Annotated in this window: 13 protein-coding genes; 1 reads left to right on the forward strand and 12 read right to left on the reverse strand. The window is 28.2% G+C overall.

Annotation, left to right across the window (positions count from 1 at the left end; translation table 11 throughout):
• Window positions 1-495: 495 nt before the first annotated feature.
• The 12 genes from tpiA to CLPUN_RS19655 form a co-directional block, all read right to left on the reverse strand.
• Window positions 496-1,239 carry a triose-phosphate isomerase gene (tpiA, locus tag CLPUN_RS19600; protein ID WP_077848924.1) on the reverse strand — a complete coding sequence of 248 codons (744 nt, stop codon included), beginning with the start codon at window positions 1,237-1,239 and terminating at the stop codon, window positions 496-498.
• A 224-nt stretch (window positions 1,240-1,463) separates the two neighbouring features.
• Complete coding sequence (locus CLPUN_RS19605) at window positions 1,464-2,639, reverse strand: phosphoglycerate kinase (RefSeq protein ID WP_077848925.1); 1,176 nt, start codon at window positions 2,637-2,639, stop codon at window positions 1,464-1,466.
• A 132-nt stretch (window positions 2,640-2,771) separates the two neighbouring features.
• A complete protein-coding gene (gap, locus tag CLPUN_RS19610; protein WP_077848926.1) occupies window positions 2,772-3,773 on the reverse strand; it encodes a type I glyceraldehyde-3-phosphate dehydrogenase in 1,002 nt (333 codons plus the stop codon).
• A 73-nt stretch (window positions 3,774-3,846) separates the two neighbouring features.
• Complete coding sequence (locus tag CLPUN_RS19615; RefSeq protein ID WP_423237311.1) at window positions 3,847-4,875, reverse strand: sugar-binding transcriptional regulator; 1,029 nt, start codon at window positions 4,873-4,875, stop codon at window positions 3,847-3,849.
• A gap of 342 nt (window positions 4,876-5,217) precedes the next feature.
• On the reverse strand, window positions 5,218-6,609 hold the full coding sequence (rpoN, locus tag CLPUN_RS19620; protein WP_077848928.1) for an RNA polymerase factor sigma-54: 1,392 nt from the start codon (window positions 6,607-6,609) through the stop codon (window positions 5,218-5,220).
• Between the two features lie 376 nt (window positions 6,610-6,985).
• Window positions 6,986-7,822, reverse strand: a complete 837-nt coding sequence (locus CLPUN_RS19625; RefSeq protein ID WP_077848929.1) for a DegV family protein — start codon at window positions 7,820-7,822, stop codon at window positions 6,986-6,988.
• A gap of 22 nt (window positions 7,823-7,844) precedes the next feature.
• A complete protein-coding gene (locus tag CLPUN_RS19630) occupies window positions 7,845-8,306 on the reverse strand; it encodes a tRNA (cytidine(34)-2'-O)-methyltransferase (RefSeq protein ID WP_077848930.1) in 462 nt (153 codons plus the stop codon).
• Between the two features lie 270 nt (window positions 8,307-8,576).
• Window positions 8,577-10,082, reverse strand: coding sequence for a VanW family protein (locus CLPUN_RS19635; protein ID WP_077848931.1), 1,506 nt, complete (start codon window positions 10,080-10,082; stop codon window positions 8,577-8,579).
• 193 nt (window positions 10,083-10,275) lie between these two features.
• A complete protein-coding gene (locus CLPUN_RS19640; RefSeq protein WP_077848932.1) occupies window positions 10,276-11,217 on the reverse strand; it encodes a glycoside hydrolase family 25 protein in 942 nt (313 codons plus the stop codon).
• A 79-nt stretch (window positions 11,218-11,296) separates the two neighbouring features.
• Window positions 11,297-12,802 (reverse strand): sensor histidine kinase, encoded by a 1,506-nt coding sequence (locus tag CLPUN_RS19645; protein WP_077848933.1) that lies wholly within the window; start codon window positions 12,800-12,802, stop codon window positions 11,297-11,299.
• Window positions 12,792-13,499, reverse strand: a complete 708-nt coding sequence (locus tag CLPUN_RS19650) for a response regulator transcription factor (protein ID WP_077848934.1) — start codon at window positions 13,497-13,499, stop codon at window positions 12,792-12,794. Before CLPUN_RS19650 ends, CLPUN_RS19645 begins: the two co-directional genes overlap by 11 nt.
• A gap of 205 nt (window positions 13,500-13,704) precedes the next feature.
• A complete protein-coding gene (locus CLPUN_RS19655) occupies window positions 13,705-15,624 on the reverse strand; it encodes an ABC-F family ATP-binding cassette domain-containing protein (protein WP_077848935.1) in 1,920 nt (639 codons plus the stop codon).
• A gap of 390 nt (window positions 15,625-16,014) precedes the next feature.
• Here CLPUN_RS19655 and CLPUN_RS19660 point away from each other — a divergent pair, with 390 nt between their 5' ends.
• Window positions 16,015-16,629 (forward strand): TetR/AcrR family transcriptional regulator, encoded by a 615-nt coding sequence (locus CLPUN_RS19660; RefSeq protein ID WP_077848936.1) that lies wholly within the window; start codon window positions 16,015-16,017, stop codon window positions 16,627-16,629.
• The last annotated feature ends 134 nt before the right edge of the window (window positions 16,630-16,763 follow it).

Here is a 16,763-nt window from a genome sequence, read left to right on the forward strand (position 1 = left end):
ATTGTTTGTCTCATTTCTTAGAAAATATATTAACCATGATTAGAACCTAAAATATCTCCCTTGAAAAGTAAAACAACAATGAACAAAGCAAATCAGCATTTTGCATTATAACTTGTTTGACTATATAAACCTAAATTTTATATTTCATTTATACAAATATAAAAATAAAAACTTCTTCTTCGCAATCGCTTGCATAATTGCCATTATTAATTTATGAAAAATATATAAATTAATGATTTATTAATAAATTTATCATAAAAATTTGTTTAATCATTCCACTAAACGTTAGATTATTTGTTGTATTTATAAATTTATTTATATGATTATAAATAAATTTAACCACTTTTTAATATTATTAACCTCTATTGAATAATTTACCATAAATATTATTAACTGTCTACAAAAAATTGAACTAAATTACTAAGTAGTTGTTTACTTTTGCAATTTAGTTCAATTTAACCTATTTTTAATCTTTTGTTTTAGTATTTATGTTTATTAATAATTGACTATTGAAGAAAAATCGGATGCAACTAAGCTAGCTCCACCAACTAATGCTCCATCTATATCAGACATTTCCATTTGAGCTTTTATTGTGTTTGGTTTAACTGATCCACCATATTGAATTCTTACTTTATCAGCAACTTCTCCATACATTTCAGCAACCATAGTTCTTATTGCTTTAATTGTTTCATTAGCTTGTTCATCAGTAGCAGTTTTACCTGTTCCTATTGCCCAAATTGGTTCATAAGCAATAACAAGTTTTTCTACTTGTTCATTAGTTAATCCAGCTATATCAACTTTTATTTGAGCTTCTATAACTGTATTAGTAGTTCCATTTTCTCTTTGTTCTAAAGACTCTCCACAACAAAGAATTGGAGTAATGTTGTGTTCAAAAGCTTTTTTAACTTTTTTGTTTAATGCTTCATCAGTTTCATTGAAATATTCTCTTCTTTCACTGTGTCCTAAAACAACATATTCAATTCCCATAGCTTCTAACATTCCTGGAGAAACTTCTCCTGTAAATGCTCCACTTTCTTCAAAGTGCATATTTTGTGCAGCAACCTTTATGTTTGACCCAATTACAGCTTTTTTAACAGCATCTAAACATACAAAAGTAGGACATACAACTACATCACATGTAGCATCTTTAACCAATGGTTTTAATTCTTCTACCATTTTAACTGCTTCATCAACAGTTTTGTTCATTTTCCAGTTTCCAGCAATAATTGCTTTTCTCATTATATCCACCTCATAATTAAAATTTTAATAAACCAAATGAAATAAAATAACAAACCAAAGAAGCTTTTGGCCGAAAGCTTCTTCAATGTTTAGAGACATTATCTTTTATATCAATATATAATTTCTCTAATATATTCTTTTTAGTAATTACTATTTTATTTGTTTAATTTAAGCATTTATCTTATTAATATAATTAATTTTAAATTTATATTTTTATATTAAAATTAATTGTTTAATGCTTCAATTCCTGGTAACACTTTACCTTCTAAGAATTCTAATGATGCTCCACCACCAGTTGAGATATGAGTCATTTTATCTCCGAATCCTAAGATATTCACAGCAGCAGCTGAATCTCCACCACCAATTATAGTAGTTGCATCTGCATCTGCCATAGCTTTAGCTACTGCAACTGTTCCCTTATTGTAGTTTTCGAATTCAAATACACCCATTGGTCCATTCCATATTACAGTTTTAGCATCTTTAACAGCATCCGCATATAAAGCTTCTGTCTTTGGTCCAATATCTAATCCCATGCTTCCAGTTGGAATATTTTGATCTTCTGTAACTACAGCTTCAACATCTTTGAATTCTGTAGCAACTCTATGATCTACTGGTAATAAGAATTTAACACCTTTTTCTTCAGCTTTAGCAACCATCTCTTTAGCATAGTCAAGTCTGTCTTCTTCAACTAATGAAGTTCCGATTTCATATCCTTGAGCTTTTAAGAATGTGTAAGCCATTCCACCACCAATAATAATTGTGTTAACTTTATCTAAAAGATTGTTTATAACAGCAATTTTGTCAGAAACCTTTGCTCCACCTAAGATAGCAACAAATGGTCTTACTGGGCTTTCAACAGCATTTCCTAAGAATTTCAATTCTTTTTGAATTAAGTATCCGCATACAGCTGTATCAAGATAATCAGTAACTCCAACTGTTGAACAGTGAGCTCTATGTGCTGTTCCAAATGCATCATTAACAAATACGTCAGCTAATGAAGCTAATTCTTTAGAGAAATCTGCAATATTCTTAGTTTCTTCTTTTCTGCATCTAGTGTTTTCTAATAATACGATGTCTCCATCTTTCATATCAGCAACAGCTTTTTTAGCGTTTTTACCAACAACTTCTTCATCTCTAGCAAAAACAACTTCTTTACCTAGCATTTCAGTTAATCTTGTAGCTACTGGAGCTAATGATTTTGAAGCATCTTTCCCTAAATGTGAACAAAGAATAACCTTTGCATTATGCTCTACTAAATATTTTATAGTTGGAAGTGCTCCAACTAATCTATTCTCGTCAGTTATAACTCCATCTTTTAATGGTACGTTAAAGTCACATCTAACTAAAACTTTCTTTCCATTTACATCGATATCTTCAATTGTTTTCTTATTGAAATCCATTAAAATTCACCTCATAAATTTATTTTTACGAATATTTTAAAATAGTCTGGCTTTATAGCCTTATACTACAAAACCAGACTTATTCTTTTTAACATAAATTTGCGCGTTATGTTTAAATTAGATTAATTCAAATTACTTTAAGTTAGCGAAGTATCCTAAAGTTCTGATTAATTGGTTAGTGTATGACATTTCGTTATCGTACCAAGAAGCTACTTTAACTAATTGTTCTCCATTAACTTCCATAACCTTAGTTTGTGTAGCATCGAATAATGATCCGAAGCTGCTTCCTATAATATCACAAGAAACTATTGGATCTTCAGTATATCCGAAAGATTCAGTTGCAGCAGCCTTCATAGCAGCATTAATTTCTTCTGCACTTACTTTCTTATCTAAAGTACAAACTAATTCAGTTAATGAACCAGTGATTGTTGGAACTCTTTGAGCTCCTCCATCTAATTTTCCTGATAATTCTGGGATAACTAACCCGATAGCTTTAGCAGCACCAGTTGAGTTAGGGATGATTGAAGCTGCAGCAGCTCTAGCTCTTCTTAAGTCACCATTTCTGTGTGGAGCATCTAAAGTATTTTGATCGTTAGTATAAGAATGGATTGTAGTCATGAAACCTTTTGTTAATCCAAATTTATCACTTAATACTTTAGCAAATGGAGCTAAACAGTTAGTAGTACATGAAGCACCTGAAATAACTGTATCTTCTGCTTTTAATATATCGTGGTTTACGTTAAATACTACTGTTGGAAGGTCGTTTCCAGCTGGAGCTGAAATAACAACTTTCTTAGCACCTGCTTCGATATGAGCTGAAGCTTTTGCCTTTGTTGCAAAGAAACCAGTACATTCTAAAACGATATCTACGTTTAATGCTCCCCAAGGTAAGTTTGCTGGATTAGAATCAGCAGTAACTTTGATTTCCTTTCCATTTACTACGAAAGCTCCTTCTTTAACTTCGATTTCTCCATCGAATTTACCTTGAGCTGAATCATATTTGAATAAGTGAGCTAACATTTTAGCATCTGTTAAGTCATTGATTGCAACCACATTAAATTCAGGGTTGTTGATCATTAATCTTAAAGCCAATCTACCTATTCTTCCAAAACCATTAATTGCTACGTTTACCATTACAATTACCTCCTAATAATGTTTTTCTTTTTTTTATAAAAATAAATTTTACAAACTACTTTAATAACTGAATTTATTTATCTAGTCTTTTTAGTATTCCATAGGCAGTTGCCTCATCTGTAACTAACACTCCATTTATGTCATTAAATTCAGTTGATATTATAGACTCAACTTTATTTTGCCCACCTGCTACTGCAATATGTGTTTTTATTTTTCTTGCTTCATTGATTTTAATTCCAACAGCGGTAGTTTCTGAAATTATTTCTGAGTCTTTGTTAAAATAACATCCAAATGCTTCTCCAACAGCACCTTGACTAATCAAATTGTTTATTTCTAGCTGTGGAACGCCTCTTTTCTTTGCCATCTGAACAGCATTTCCTATACCATAGATTAATATATCTGCTTTGTGTATAGTATCTATCACTGCTCTAACAGCTTCTTCCTTAAGCAAGGTATCTATTATATCTAAACTTAAGTTTTCAGAAATATGAAGCATCTTGTATGTACCATTTAGCTTTTGTGCTAGGGTAGCAGCTAGAGTATTTGCTTGTGTTTCAACCTTTTTTCCCATACCGCCTCTTGCTGGTACTACTTGAATTTTTGATAAGCTTGTTATTTTAGGGAAAGCTTCCACAACTTCTTTTAGTGTGCTTCCACCTGTTAACGCTATAATAGAATTATCTTCTAAAACATCTTTTACATAATTTGCACAAGCTTTACCTAAATCCTTTAATACTAAAGGATTCTCTTCAATATCTCCTGGGACTACGATTACTTTTTTCAAATTAAGAAAAGTTTCTATTTTCTTTTCAACTTCTGAAAGACCTTTTATTTCATGAATAAAATCATTTAATTTATATATAATTTCTATTCCTTCACTTGTAACTGTCATTCCAGAAGCATTTATCTCAATCAATCCTTGATCTTTTAAAAAACCTATTTCTGTCCTTACTGTTCTTTCACCAAGGGTCAGCATTTCTGCAAGGATTCTTCTTCCTATAGGTTGATTATGACAGATTGTTCTGAGTACGTTATACCTTTTCTCTAACGTATTTACAAGCTCAGGAACTATTTTTTTTTGCAATTCTAATATTTCCTGCAACTTAAACACTCCTTTGGTCACTAAGTGTCCCGCATCTTTTTATTATGTCCCACATCTATTATTATAGAACACCTTTTTGAATTTTTAAAGTCTTTAAGGAAAATTTTTTTATATTATTTCAAGAAAAACAAAAAAAGCCTAGTAAAATCAATTATTAACAAACTTTTTTGTAATTTTATACAATAACTTATAATTTATTTTTTTGGTAATTTAAGGTTAATAATGTACAGATTAAATCAAAATTTCTATTTCGAATTCTTCATTTTTCACCAAATTTTCGAAATCAATTCCACTTTTATTGATTTTCCCCTGCACATTATCAACTCTACTTGACTAAATTATTTATAACCTTTTTCTCATAGAAGAAGATTTAATTCCTAGTTCTTCTCTATATTTTGCAACTGTTCTACGCGAAATATTCATATTTTTTTTTGCTAAAATATCACTTATCACTTGATCCGAAAAAGGTTTTCCTTTATTTTCATCATTAATTATTTTCTTTATTTCATTTTTTATTTTTATGGTTGCCATATCATCATCATTTGAAGACACTCCACTTGCAAATAAATCCTTGATTTTTATAGTACCATAGCTTGTTAGTACATACTTATCCTTAACAGCTCTACTTACAGTAGACTCATGAACTTTAATAATTTCTGCAACTTCTTTTAACGTTAATGGTTTTATATGCTGCTTACCCAGCTTAAAAAAATCCTTTTGTTTATCAACTAAACATTCTAAAACTTTATGTAAAGTGTTTTTTCTTTGTTCTATTGATTTAATTAAAAACATTGCTTGATTAATTTTATCTTTAACATAAGCATTTGTTTCTGAATCACCGTTATTTTCTAAAACATCTTTATAAGTTTTATTTATCATAAGTCTAGGTAAAACACTTTCATTCATCAATATAAAAAATTCACCATCGATATTTTTTATTTCAGCATCTGGAATTATATAATTAACTTCTTCTCCTGTATAAAATCCTCTTGAAGGCTTCGGCTCTAACTTCTTAATTAAATCTCCATATCTTTGAGCTTCTCTTGGTGATATTCCAAGGTCTTTGCCTACTACTTCATATTTATTTTCTGCAATAGTTTCTAAGTGATTTAAGATTATCTTTTCTATTATATTATCTAAAATATTCAATTTTATACTTTGTATGATTAAGCATTCTTGAATATTTCTAGCACCAATACCATAAGGCTCTAATGTTTGAACTATTTTTAAGGCTTTTTCTACTATTTCTTCTGATATATTCAATTCCTCTGCTAATTCTTCTATTGAAATTTCTAAATATCCTCTATGATCCAATGACTCAACTATATACTTACATATACCTAAGGTGTATTGATCTACCTCTACTTCAACTAATTGTTCTTGCAGATAGTCTTTTAACGATATCTTCTTCTCAATAAAATTTAATGGAGACGTCGATTCTTCATTAGAATAACTTCCTTCTGATTTTTCTTTATAATTATCAGAGTATAACTCTTCAATAATTTTTTTATAATCATATTTATCCTCAGTACTCGTTTCTCCATTATTATGTAAATCTTCATATGAAGTTATTTCCTCATTTAATTCTAAAACTGGATTCTCTGAATACTCATTATCAATATATTCCCTTAAATCATGAAGTGACATTTGCAAAAGCTTTATAGATTGCTGCATATTTTGAGTTAATATAAGCCTTTGTTCTTGAGTCATCTTCATGCTATAATCTAAATTCATAACTCTCCTCCTTATACTTTTGTACTTCATGGCTAGTTAAACGTATTCATGATAATTGCATTAATAAATAAATCTTTCTCTTAGTATACTCTGTATTATACAATCATTGCAAGTCCACCACATGATACCTCTAGATATTTTATTAAAATTTTTAATATTTAAGTTATTTTCTATCTATAATTCAAAACTATATCTTCTTTTCTGCTAGCACCATATTCTAATATATATATTAAAACATGCTTTAATACTATACTTTCAATAAAAAATATTAAAGCATGTCTTTATTTTATTATTTTATAACTATTCCAACTTAAATTTTTTCTAAAGATAAACTACTATAATCTAGTCTAACATATTTTGTAATTATCAAATAAATTTATTTAGTTAAAAATACTAATCCGCAACATCCAGGACCTGAATGTATACATACAGTAGATCCCACTGGACATTCAATAAAATTAACATTATTAGTTTCCATATACTCTTTAAGTGCATCTTTAATTTCAATATTATTTACATCAATTAATATAACTGGCATATCCTCATCTAAAGTTACACTTTCTAAATCATTAATAATTTTTTTTATTGATTTCTTATTTCCTCTAATTTTATCTTTTACAGCCATAAGTCCATCTTTTATTTCCAATATTAACTTTATTCCAAGCAAACTGCCAACCATACCAGCTGTCTTAGAAATTCTCCCACCTCTGACAAGATACTCTAAAGAATCAAAATAAATTGAAACACTTATTTTTTCTTTAATTATATTTAATTCTTGCTCCATTTTTAAAATGTCATATCCTTTTTCTCTAAGTTTAGCAGCTTTTAAAACTAAAATTCCAAGTGCTGCTGTAACATTTTGAGAATCAATAACAACTATCTCCTCAGTTTCTAGCGCTTCTTTTGCTATACATGCCGATTGATACGTTCCACTCATTACGGAAGACATATGGATTGATATAATTTTATATCCTTCATTTAAATATTTTTTATATGATTCAATAAATCTATTGGGTATTACTTGTGCTGTAGTTGGAAGTATATTTTCCTTTTCTATTCTTTCAAATACTTTGTCTGGATTTATCTCGACTCCATCTAAATAACTCTCTTCACCAAAATTTATTAATAGAGGCAAAACTTCTATTTCATACTTATCATATATTTCTTTTGATAAATCAGCCGTACTATCCGTTATGATTTTTATCTTTTCCATATATCTCTTCATTCCTCTTCATTTATTTCATATTAGGAAATCCTATTTGTCTCAATGCTTCGTAGGCTACTATAGCTACTGTATTTGATAAATTCAGACTCCTAGTACTTGATTTAACCATAGGAACTCTAAGTCCAGTGTGCGTGTTATGAACTTTCTCTGGAACTCCGCTTGTTTCTCTTCCAAACATTATAAAATCTCCTTCTTTAAAGGAAATTTCATCAAAATGAGTGCCTCCATGAGTAGTTGCTAAGAATATCCTTTTATCTCCATATTTACTCATAAAATCTTCATAGCTTTCATGTATTTCCAGGTCTAAATCTTTCCAATAATCTAGACCTGCTCTTTTAACTTGCTTTTCATTTATATCAAAGCCTAATGGCTTTATTAAATGCAATTTACTATCTGTAAGAACACAAGTTCTTGCAACATTACCAGTATTTTGTGGTATTTCAGGATTGTATAATACTATATTTAAATTCAAAACTCCACCTTCTTCTATTATTCATAAAAATCAATATACTTACATTTTAAAATTATACTATATGGTTCATAACAAGTCAAAAATATTGATTTTTCTATATAATACAAAATTCTAATTATAAACTTATAACCGCTAAGTTATTAATTAATTTTAATAATTTCTCAATCTTTTTGAAATTCAAAGCATATTTTCTTTAACTTAGTCAGTTAAGGAGAATATGCTTTAATTACTATTTTAATTATTCTATTCATTAAACTCAAATATTTTTTATTATGGCGTTGCTGGTTGTGTTACTGGAGGTGGTGTTTCAACTGTAGCTGCTGGTTCTACAACTGTTGGTGGTGTTGTAGTAGTTGGTGGTACTGCTGTTGCTTGCGTACCCTTTCTAACTATAATTCCAACACTTGCATAACTATCTGTTGCTATAATCTCCCTCTTTACTTCAGTACCATTTTCATAAGTAATTTGATATGATCTTGCCTTATACCCAGTCATACCTACACCATCTTTTTCTTCTTTTCCTTCTGGTAATGTATTGTCAGGTACAATCTTTGTTTCTGGCGGTATAGTTTCTAGAACTTCATTTACCATATCGTATGTTTTTCCATTTAGCTCAGCCGGATTACCATATATTATATACGTTACAACTTTTCCTGCTGTTGTTCCCTTAATATAAAGTGGAAAATCATAAGTATTTTTAAACTTATAATCCAAATATCCATAAGAAACTGTTGCATCAAGACCTGGTTGAGCATAACCTACGACCATAGAATGATTTGTTCTTTCAACAGATCTTAAATTAGCTTTCATTGCAGCTCTATAAAGTGCAGTAGATACTTGACATATTCCACCACCAATACCTGGTTCTACTTTATTACCTACATATGTTCCTGCCTCTTGATAACCTCTTTCTACAGTTCTAGGACCTACAACCTCATTAAAACTAAAAATTTCTCCTGGCATAATTATAGTTCCATTTATTGCAGCCGTTGATATTTCTATGTTATTGCATCTTCCTGGTGCAGATGTAGAATAATTTGATGTAAAAGTACCCATTATTCCTTTAATTTTTGATAAATCATCCTTTGTTACTCTTGGTTTTGTTGTTTCTACATCTATTGTTACTCTATTTTCAGAATTAATTTCACCATTTATATTTTCTTTTAACTTTTGATCTAACGTGTCTAAATTTACTGTTTTTCCTTCTATTCCTGGTTTAACTGCAATATTATTCCCTTCTATATTAATTGAAGCATCCTTAGCAGTTTGAGTAACCTCTTTTTGCAACTTTGTTTCATATTCTTTTAATTTTTCTTCATTATAAGAAAAATCTAATGTAATTTCATTTTTTTTATTATCACCATTTTTTATAATTATATACTTTTCTAAAATTCCGTCATCTCTTCCAAAGCTATAAGCTTTTTCAACGGTTCCATCAATATCATATTTAGGCATTATATCAGAATAAATAAATTCGTATTGCTTGTCCCCTATTGATATAGGCATTTTTTTCTTTTCTATTGCATCATTAAATGTTTCAGTAAGTTTAATTTTTGCTTCTTCCTTAGTCATACCACCAAGATTTACATCTTGCACAGTTACGCCTGGATATATTTTATTATCCCACTCTTTAGTTATACCTTTTATTGATACTGAATATGCAGACATCGAAATAATGCTTATTATTATCAATGCTGATATTACCAGTGTAATCTTCTTTCTTTTATTAGCAGCTCTTTTAGCCGCTTGCGTTCTTTTGCCAGTACCTTTTTCCACTTGCTCTTCTCCTTTCAGGAAATTTGTGTTTTAGTTTAAAATTCTTATATGTTATTACTGTTTTAGACACTATATTGATTGCAATTTACATTATTCCTAAATTGTCATCAATGTTTTTATTATATCATATTCTAACTATTATATGATAGTAATATTATTACATATAAAGCTAGAATATGATTTTAATTTTGTTTTATAGATTTGCTTTTGCACGTGCTTTTGAGGTTTCTCCATCATAATCAAAAGCTTCAATTGACACTTCTATAGGTACATTCTTTTTTAATTTTATCTTATCTCTAGTTATTAAATAACTTGTAGCATTCTCATCAACTGTACCTACCCATTCTTTATTTACAAAAATATTATATCCAAGCAGATCTATATCGCTATTTCTATTCCAAGAAGCATATATGTTCTCATTTTCAAATCGCGCTTGAAATCCTGTAACAATATCAGGTTGAGTTAATAAATCTAGATTATCTGGTCCCCAATTAGCATCAACAGGATTTCCAACACCTTCAACATTTTGATCTTCACTATACTGCCAAACTCTCCATCGAGTCCATCCTCCAACATTTGGTGGTACTCTTGGATTTTGGGGAATCTTTAGATACATAGCAATCCATAATGGCATATTTCTTAATGGATAACCACGTCCTGGAATGTAAAAATTATCATAAAGCTCTATAAAATTTACCCCTGTATAAAGCATAAGTCTTCTTCTAGTTTTTCTCTCAAATCTTTTTCTAAATCTATCAATCCAATCAATTAATACCTTTGTACTTATTGACTTATTTCCTGGTGCTTCTATATCTAGGACAGGAAATAAATCTCCATAATCCTTATCTCCAAAACCATCTTGTAGTATATTTATAAATTCATCACATTGTCTGTCAGCATCTGTTAAATCATACGATGGTAATCCAAAATGATATGCTCCAACTGGAATTCCGTAATTTCTACTAGCTTCTGCAAACTCTAAAAATTTCCTGTCTACTCTAAACCTTCCTGTTGCTGAACCAGAAGATCTTAAATATAAAAAGTCAATTTTAGTTGCTAATATATTAAATTGAACATTTTGAGTATACTCATTTATATCTATGCCAAAACGACTATTAGGGTTTTTATCTTGCATAATTCCTCCAAATAAAAAATACTTCTATAATATAAATATTAATTTATCTCAAAAAAAGTACCTATAATTAATAAATTAATTATAGGTTTAATTGTACATAAAAACTTATATTATCACCTATTGATTCAGCCCATATCTTGCCTTCATGCAATTCTACTATATTCTTTGAGATTGCAAGACCAAGCCCTGATCCTCCGGTATTAGTATTCCTTGATTCATCTAATCTATAAAATCTATCAAATAATTTTTCTGCTTTTTCCTTTGATAGATGATCTCCTTTATTTCTAAATACTACAATTGCAGTATTATCTTTTTCATATAATCCTATTAATATTTCTCCTGGCTTATATGAATATTTTATTGCATTTGTTATTAGATTTTCAAATACTCTTAGCATTTTTAGTGTATCTATTACAACTGATATTTTTTCTGACTCAAATTTTTTATATACATTTAATTTATTTTCGTCAAGCATTGGTGTTAATTCTTCTATTAATTGGGATAAAAATTCTGCTAAATTAACCTTAGTTTTTGTTAAAGTTATACCATTATTATTTAACTTAGTATATTCAAATAAATCTTCAATTAATAATTTTAACCTTTCTGCTTTGCTAAAGGCTATATTTAAATATTCTTTCATTTCTTCTTCATCTTTATACCTATGCTGAATTACAAGTCCTAAATATCCCATAACAGAAGTTAATGGAGTTCTTAAGTCATGAGAAACATTAGTTATTAAATCTGTTTTTGTCTTTTCTGCATCTCTTTCTGCATTAATCTTTTCCCCTATTTCTTTAGCCATATAATTTATATTGTATGCTATATTTCTAATTTCATCTGTACCTTTTTCTTCTATTCTATAATTAAGATTTCCACTTGCTATTATTTTAAGACCCGTTGCAATCTCATCCAAATACTTCATTTTATTATTTGTTATAACAACAAAGGAAACTATAAAAACTATAACTGTAAGAATTAATGCTAATGAAGAGTAATCTCTATTAATAGTAGTATATGTTATATTTGCTTCCGGAATTTTTGAATAGATCAAATAAATCCTTTCACTTCCTACTTTTAGTGGCATTATATAATTTTTTTCTTTAACAACTCCAACCTTCTCATATTTTACATTTGTCATAGCACTTTTTAATGCACTATAAATATCAATGTTTTCTTCAACTACATTTGAAGTTTTATATAACACTTTTCCATCTAAATCAGTTATATAGCTCTTATCTCCATTTGATACATTAGATAAGATTTCATTGATCTTATCATTATCTTTTAAAGTCAAATTTTCTTCTAATTCAATTTGTTTTGCTAAATCACTAGCTGATCTTTCAATCGAATCATAATCATAAGTTATTTTTGATTCTGTATATTCCTGTTTTAAAATATTATTAGTAAAGCTATAAAAGATAAATGATATTAAAAAGCATATTCCAATAACCATCATAAGTTCAAATCTGATACTCTTTTCAATCTTCTCCTTTATATAACTAACCAAGTCTTCAATATATTGTAATATGGGAGCACTAGCTCTGCTTTTAAAATTTATATTATTTCTTTTCTTGCTATTTTTCAATTTTATATCCTACCCCCCAAACTGTTTTTATAAATCTAGGATTTCTTGGATCCTCCTCTATCTTTTCTCTTATTTTTCTTATGTGTACCATAACAGTATTATCTGAAGTCATAAATTCTTGATTCCAAACACTTTCATAGATATTTTCTATAGAAAATACTTTCCCACGGCTTTGTGAAAGCAATGATAAGATATCAAATTCAGTGGGAGTAAGTTTTAAAAAATTATCTCCTAATGATACTTCATGTGTTTCTAAGTTTATAATCAAATCTTCTATTTGTATTATATTTTTATTATCCTCTACTGACAGATCTGCTTTTTTGTTAAACTTATAAAATCTTCTAAGTTGAGACTTTACTCTTGCAACAAGCTCTAATGGATTAAATGGCTTTGTTAAATAATCATCTGCTCCCATGTTTAGACCCAATATTTTATCTATATCTTCACTTTTAGCAGATAACATTATTATAGGCATTTCTCTGATTTCTCTTATTTTTAAACAAGTTTCTATTCCATTTAAATTTGGCATCATAACATCTAAAATTATTAAATCCACTTCATTTTTTTCAAGAATATTAATAGCCTCTAATCCATCACAAGCTTTTATAGTATTATAGCCATCACTTTTAAGATATATATCAACTAAATCCCTTATTTCCTTTTCATCATCAACAATTAAAATAGTTCCTTTTTCCAATAATGCCATCTCCTCTATTAAATTTATTATAAATTCATTTTAACTCAAATACCTTAATAATTTTACTAGTAATTCTTAATATTTTATAAAATATATATCATTTGAACTGAAAAACAACAAAAAAGCTAGAGTAAAAATATTATACGCTTTTACTCTAGCTTTAAAATTTCCCATACAAATTTTACTTTAATTATATCTTCTAATATTACTCTGAAATCTCTTCCCATTCTTCATAAAGTTTTTCTATAGCTTCTTCAATAGCTTTTATTTCTTTATTTACTCTTTCACTTTCAATTGGATTAGAATAAATTTCCTCTTTACAAAGTTCCTCTTGTAATTTTGTAAGTGTTTCTTCACTTGCACTTATTTTATTTTCTATATTCTTAATTTCATTTTGCTTTGCTTTAGCTTCTTTATCTAAGGCTTTTTTCTTCTTCTTTTCTTCATTTAACTGAGTTTTAGTTTTTCCTGTAGCTAAACCTTCATAAGCTTCAAATCTTTGAGGATTTTTTTTCTTTTCAGTGTAATATGTATAATTACCAAGATATTCAGATGCTCCATCTTCTTGTAATTCTAATATTCTATTAATTACTTTATTTAAGAAATATCTATCATGAGAAATTACAATTAATGTACCATCATAACTTAATATTGATTCTTCAAGAGCTTCTCTAGATGGAATATCTAAATGATTTGTAGGTTCATCTAAAAGAAGTAAATTAGATTTTGATAACATTAATTTCAAAAGGTTTATCCTACATTTTTCCCCACCACTTAACTTGTTTATTTCTTTAAAAACATCATCACCTCTAAATAGGAATGAACCAAGGTATCCTCTTAACTGACTTGTAGTTAGTTCTGGAAAATCATCCCACACTTCATTTAATATTGTTTTATCTTGATTAAGATTTGATTGTTCTTGATCATAATAACCAACATTTACATTTACCCCTAATACTTTTACACCCGAATCACTTTTAATTCTGTCCATTATTATATTGAACAATGTTGTCTTACCACGACCATTTTCACCTATTAAGGCTATTTTTTCTCCTCTTTTTAAATCAAATGATAAATCATGAAATAGCTTCTTATCACCATAGCTTTTAGCTAACTTTTCAATATGCAGCACATCATATCCACTTTTAACTGATGCTTCAAATTTAATTTTGGATGCAGCTTTTTCTTTATCTGGTGCTTCTATAATTTCAATTTTATCAAGTGCCTTTTCTCTACTTTCAGCAGCTTTTATGCTCTTTTCCCTGTTAAAAGATCTAAATTTTTCTATTATTGCTTCCTGCCTTTTTATCTCCGCTTGTTGAAGATTATAAGCTTTTAATTTAGTTTCTTGATCCTTTTTCATTAGCTCTAAAGCTTTAGTATAAGGCGCATTATAACAATTAACGTGCCCATTTATAACTTGAAATGTAGCTGTTGTTACAGAATCCAAGAAAAATCTATCATGGGAAATTACTATTACAGTTCCTTTATAAGTTTTTAAATATTCTTCAAGCCATTCTATTGCCTCTAAATCTAAATGGTTAGTAGGCTCATCTAGTAATAATATATCTGGTTTTAAAAGCAAGAGCTTACAAAGAGCAACTCTAGTTTTTTGACCTCCACTTAAAGTCGAAATTAATTTATTAAAATCTTCTTCTATAAATCCAAGTCCTTTAATTACACGAGATATTTCTCCTTTATAAGTATATCCACCTCTATTCTGATAGAGGTCTTGAGATGTTCCATAGTCTTTTATAATCTTTTCATGATAAGATGCATTATTTTCGTCATAAGGTTCATTCATTTTAATTTCTAAATCCAAAATTTTCTTTTCCAAATTTATAAGATCTTCAAATACAAGTAACATTTCATCATAAATTGTATTACTTGACTCTAATGCTAAATGCTGAGCAAGGTACCCTAAAGACTTATTTTTATCTATAAAAACTTCTCCATCATCTTGAGTAAGTTCTTTTGAGAGTATCTTAAATAAAGTAGTTTTCCCCTCTCCATTTGAGCCTATTATTCCAACTTTATCACCTTCATTAATTGAAAATGTTATGCCCTTTAAAATAATATCTATTCCATAACTTTTACATATATTTTTACAACTTAAAACAATCATTTATTATCCTCCAGTAGTTTGACTGAAAATCAAAGACACCTTCATATGCCAAAATAAAAAAATCAAATGGCACTATTAAAAATTCTTAGTTGTGCTCAATAAGTTCCGTATTGTGCTTAATAAGTTTTTAGCTGAGCTTCGCACTTTTATATAGGCGCACTTTCTTCAAAGGTGTAGACTTTCTTAACTAATTATACTATTTTATATGACTTATAGCAATTTAAGCTAACAGATATATAAGAATTCTTCAGTATATTAGTTTATGATCAAATCCTTATAATTTTTTTATTTCACTAAAAATCTGTAAGTTGCATCACTTAATGACATAAAATTTTGATTATTATTTAATTTGCTTTATAATAAAATTAGAGTATTAAGGGGAGGACGAAAATGACTTTAAATAATAATAAAATTAGTTTTACTAAAAAGAAAAAACAACTAAAAGAAAAAGAGTTGTTTTCATCAGCATTTGATTTATTTCTTGAAAATGGAATAGAAAAAACTTCAATTGACGATATTGTAAAAAATGCTGGTGTTGCTAAAGGCACTTTTTATTTATATTTTAGTGATAAATATGATATTTTAAATAAATTAATTCTTCAAAAGAGCAATGAAATAATAAAAGAAGCTTTATCCAAAACAAATAGTTTAGGAAGTGAGGACTTTAGAGAAAGAACATTATTTTTTATAGATTACATAATCAACTATTTAAATCATAATGTATCACTATTAAAACTAATAAATAAAAATATATCCTGGGGATTATATCGAAAAGCTATAATGACCCCAGCGGAATATGATGATTTCAAAAGAGTTTTAGATATTTTCATAAAAAATTTAACTAATGAAGGAATGAAAAAAGAGGAAGCCGAAATGACTTTATTTATGATTATAGAGCTTGTTGGAAGTGTTTGCTTTACAACTATAATTTTAAAAGAACCTACAGATATAGATAGTATTAAGCCAATTTTATTTAAGAAAATTTTAGCTATGATAGCAGTTTAAAATGTTTTTCTTTAATATTCATTTTATTTGTATTATAAACTTTCACCTCAAAAGATTTATATATATTTTAAATCTTTTGAGGTATTTTAGTTTTCTTTCACATTCATATTCTCTATTACAATATTATAATATAT

This window comes from Clostridium puniceum (genome assembly GCF_002006345.1).
GTDB lineage: Bacteria > Bacillota > Clostridia > Clostridiales > Clostridiaceae > Clostridium > Clostridium puniceum.

What these genes read in the sequence shown, in the direction of transcription:
- CLPUN_RS19660 (WP_077848936.1), top strand. Translation starts at nt 16,015, where the DNA reads ATGACTTTAAATAATAATAAAATTAGTTTTACTAAAAAGAAAAAACAA.
- rpoN (WP_077848928.1), bottom strand. Translation starts at nt 6,609, where the DNA reads ATGAATTTAGATTATAGCATGAAGATGACTCAAGAACAAAGGCTTATA.
- CLPUN_RS19605 (WP_077848925.1), bottom strand. Translation starts at nt 2,639, where the DNA reads ATGGATTTCAATAAGAAAACAATTGAAGATATCGATGTAAATGGAAAG.
- CLPUN_RS19625 (WP_077848929.1), bottom strand. Translation starts at nt 7,822, where the DNA reads ATGGAAAAGATAAAAATCATAACGGATAGTACGGCTGATTTATCAAAA.
- gap (WP_077848926.1), bottom strand. Translation starts at nt 3,773, where the DNA reads ATGGTAAACGTAGCAATTAATGGTTTTGGAAGAATAGGTAGATTGGCT.
- CLPUN_RS19655 (WP_077848935.1), bottom strand. Translation starts at nt 15,624, where the DNA reads ATGATTGTTTTAAGTTGTAAAAATATATGTAAAAGTTATGGAATAGAT.
- tpiA (WP_077848924.1), bottom strand. Translation starts at nt 1,239, where the DNA reads ATGAGAAAAGCAATTATTGCTGGAAACTGGAAAATGAACAAAACTGTT.
- CLPUN_RS19640 (WP_077848932.1), bottom strand. Translation starts at nt 11,217, where the DNA reads ATGCAAGATAAAAACCCTAATAGTCGTTTTGGCATAGATATAAATGAG.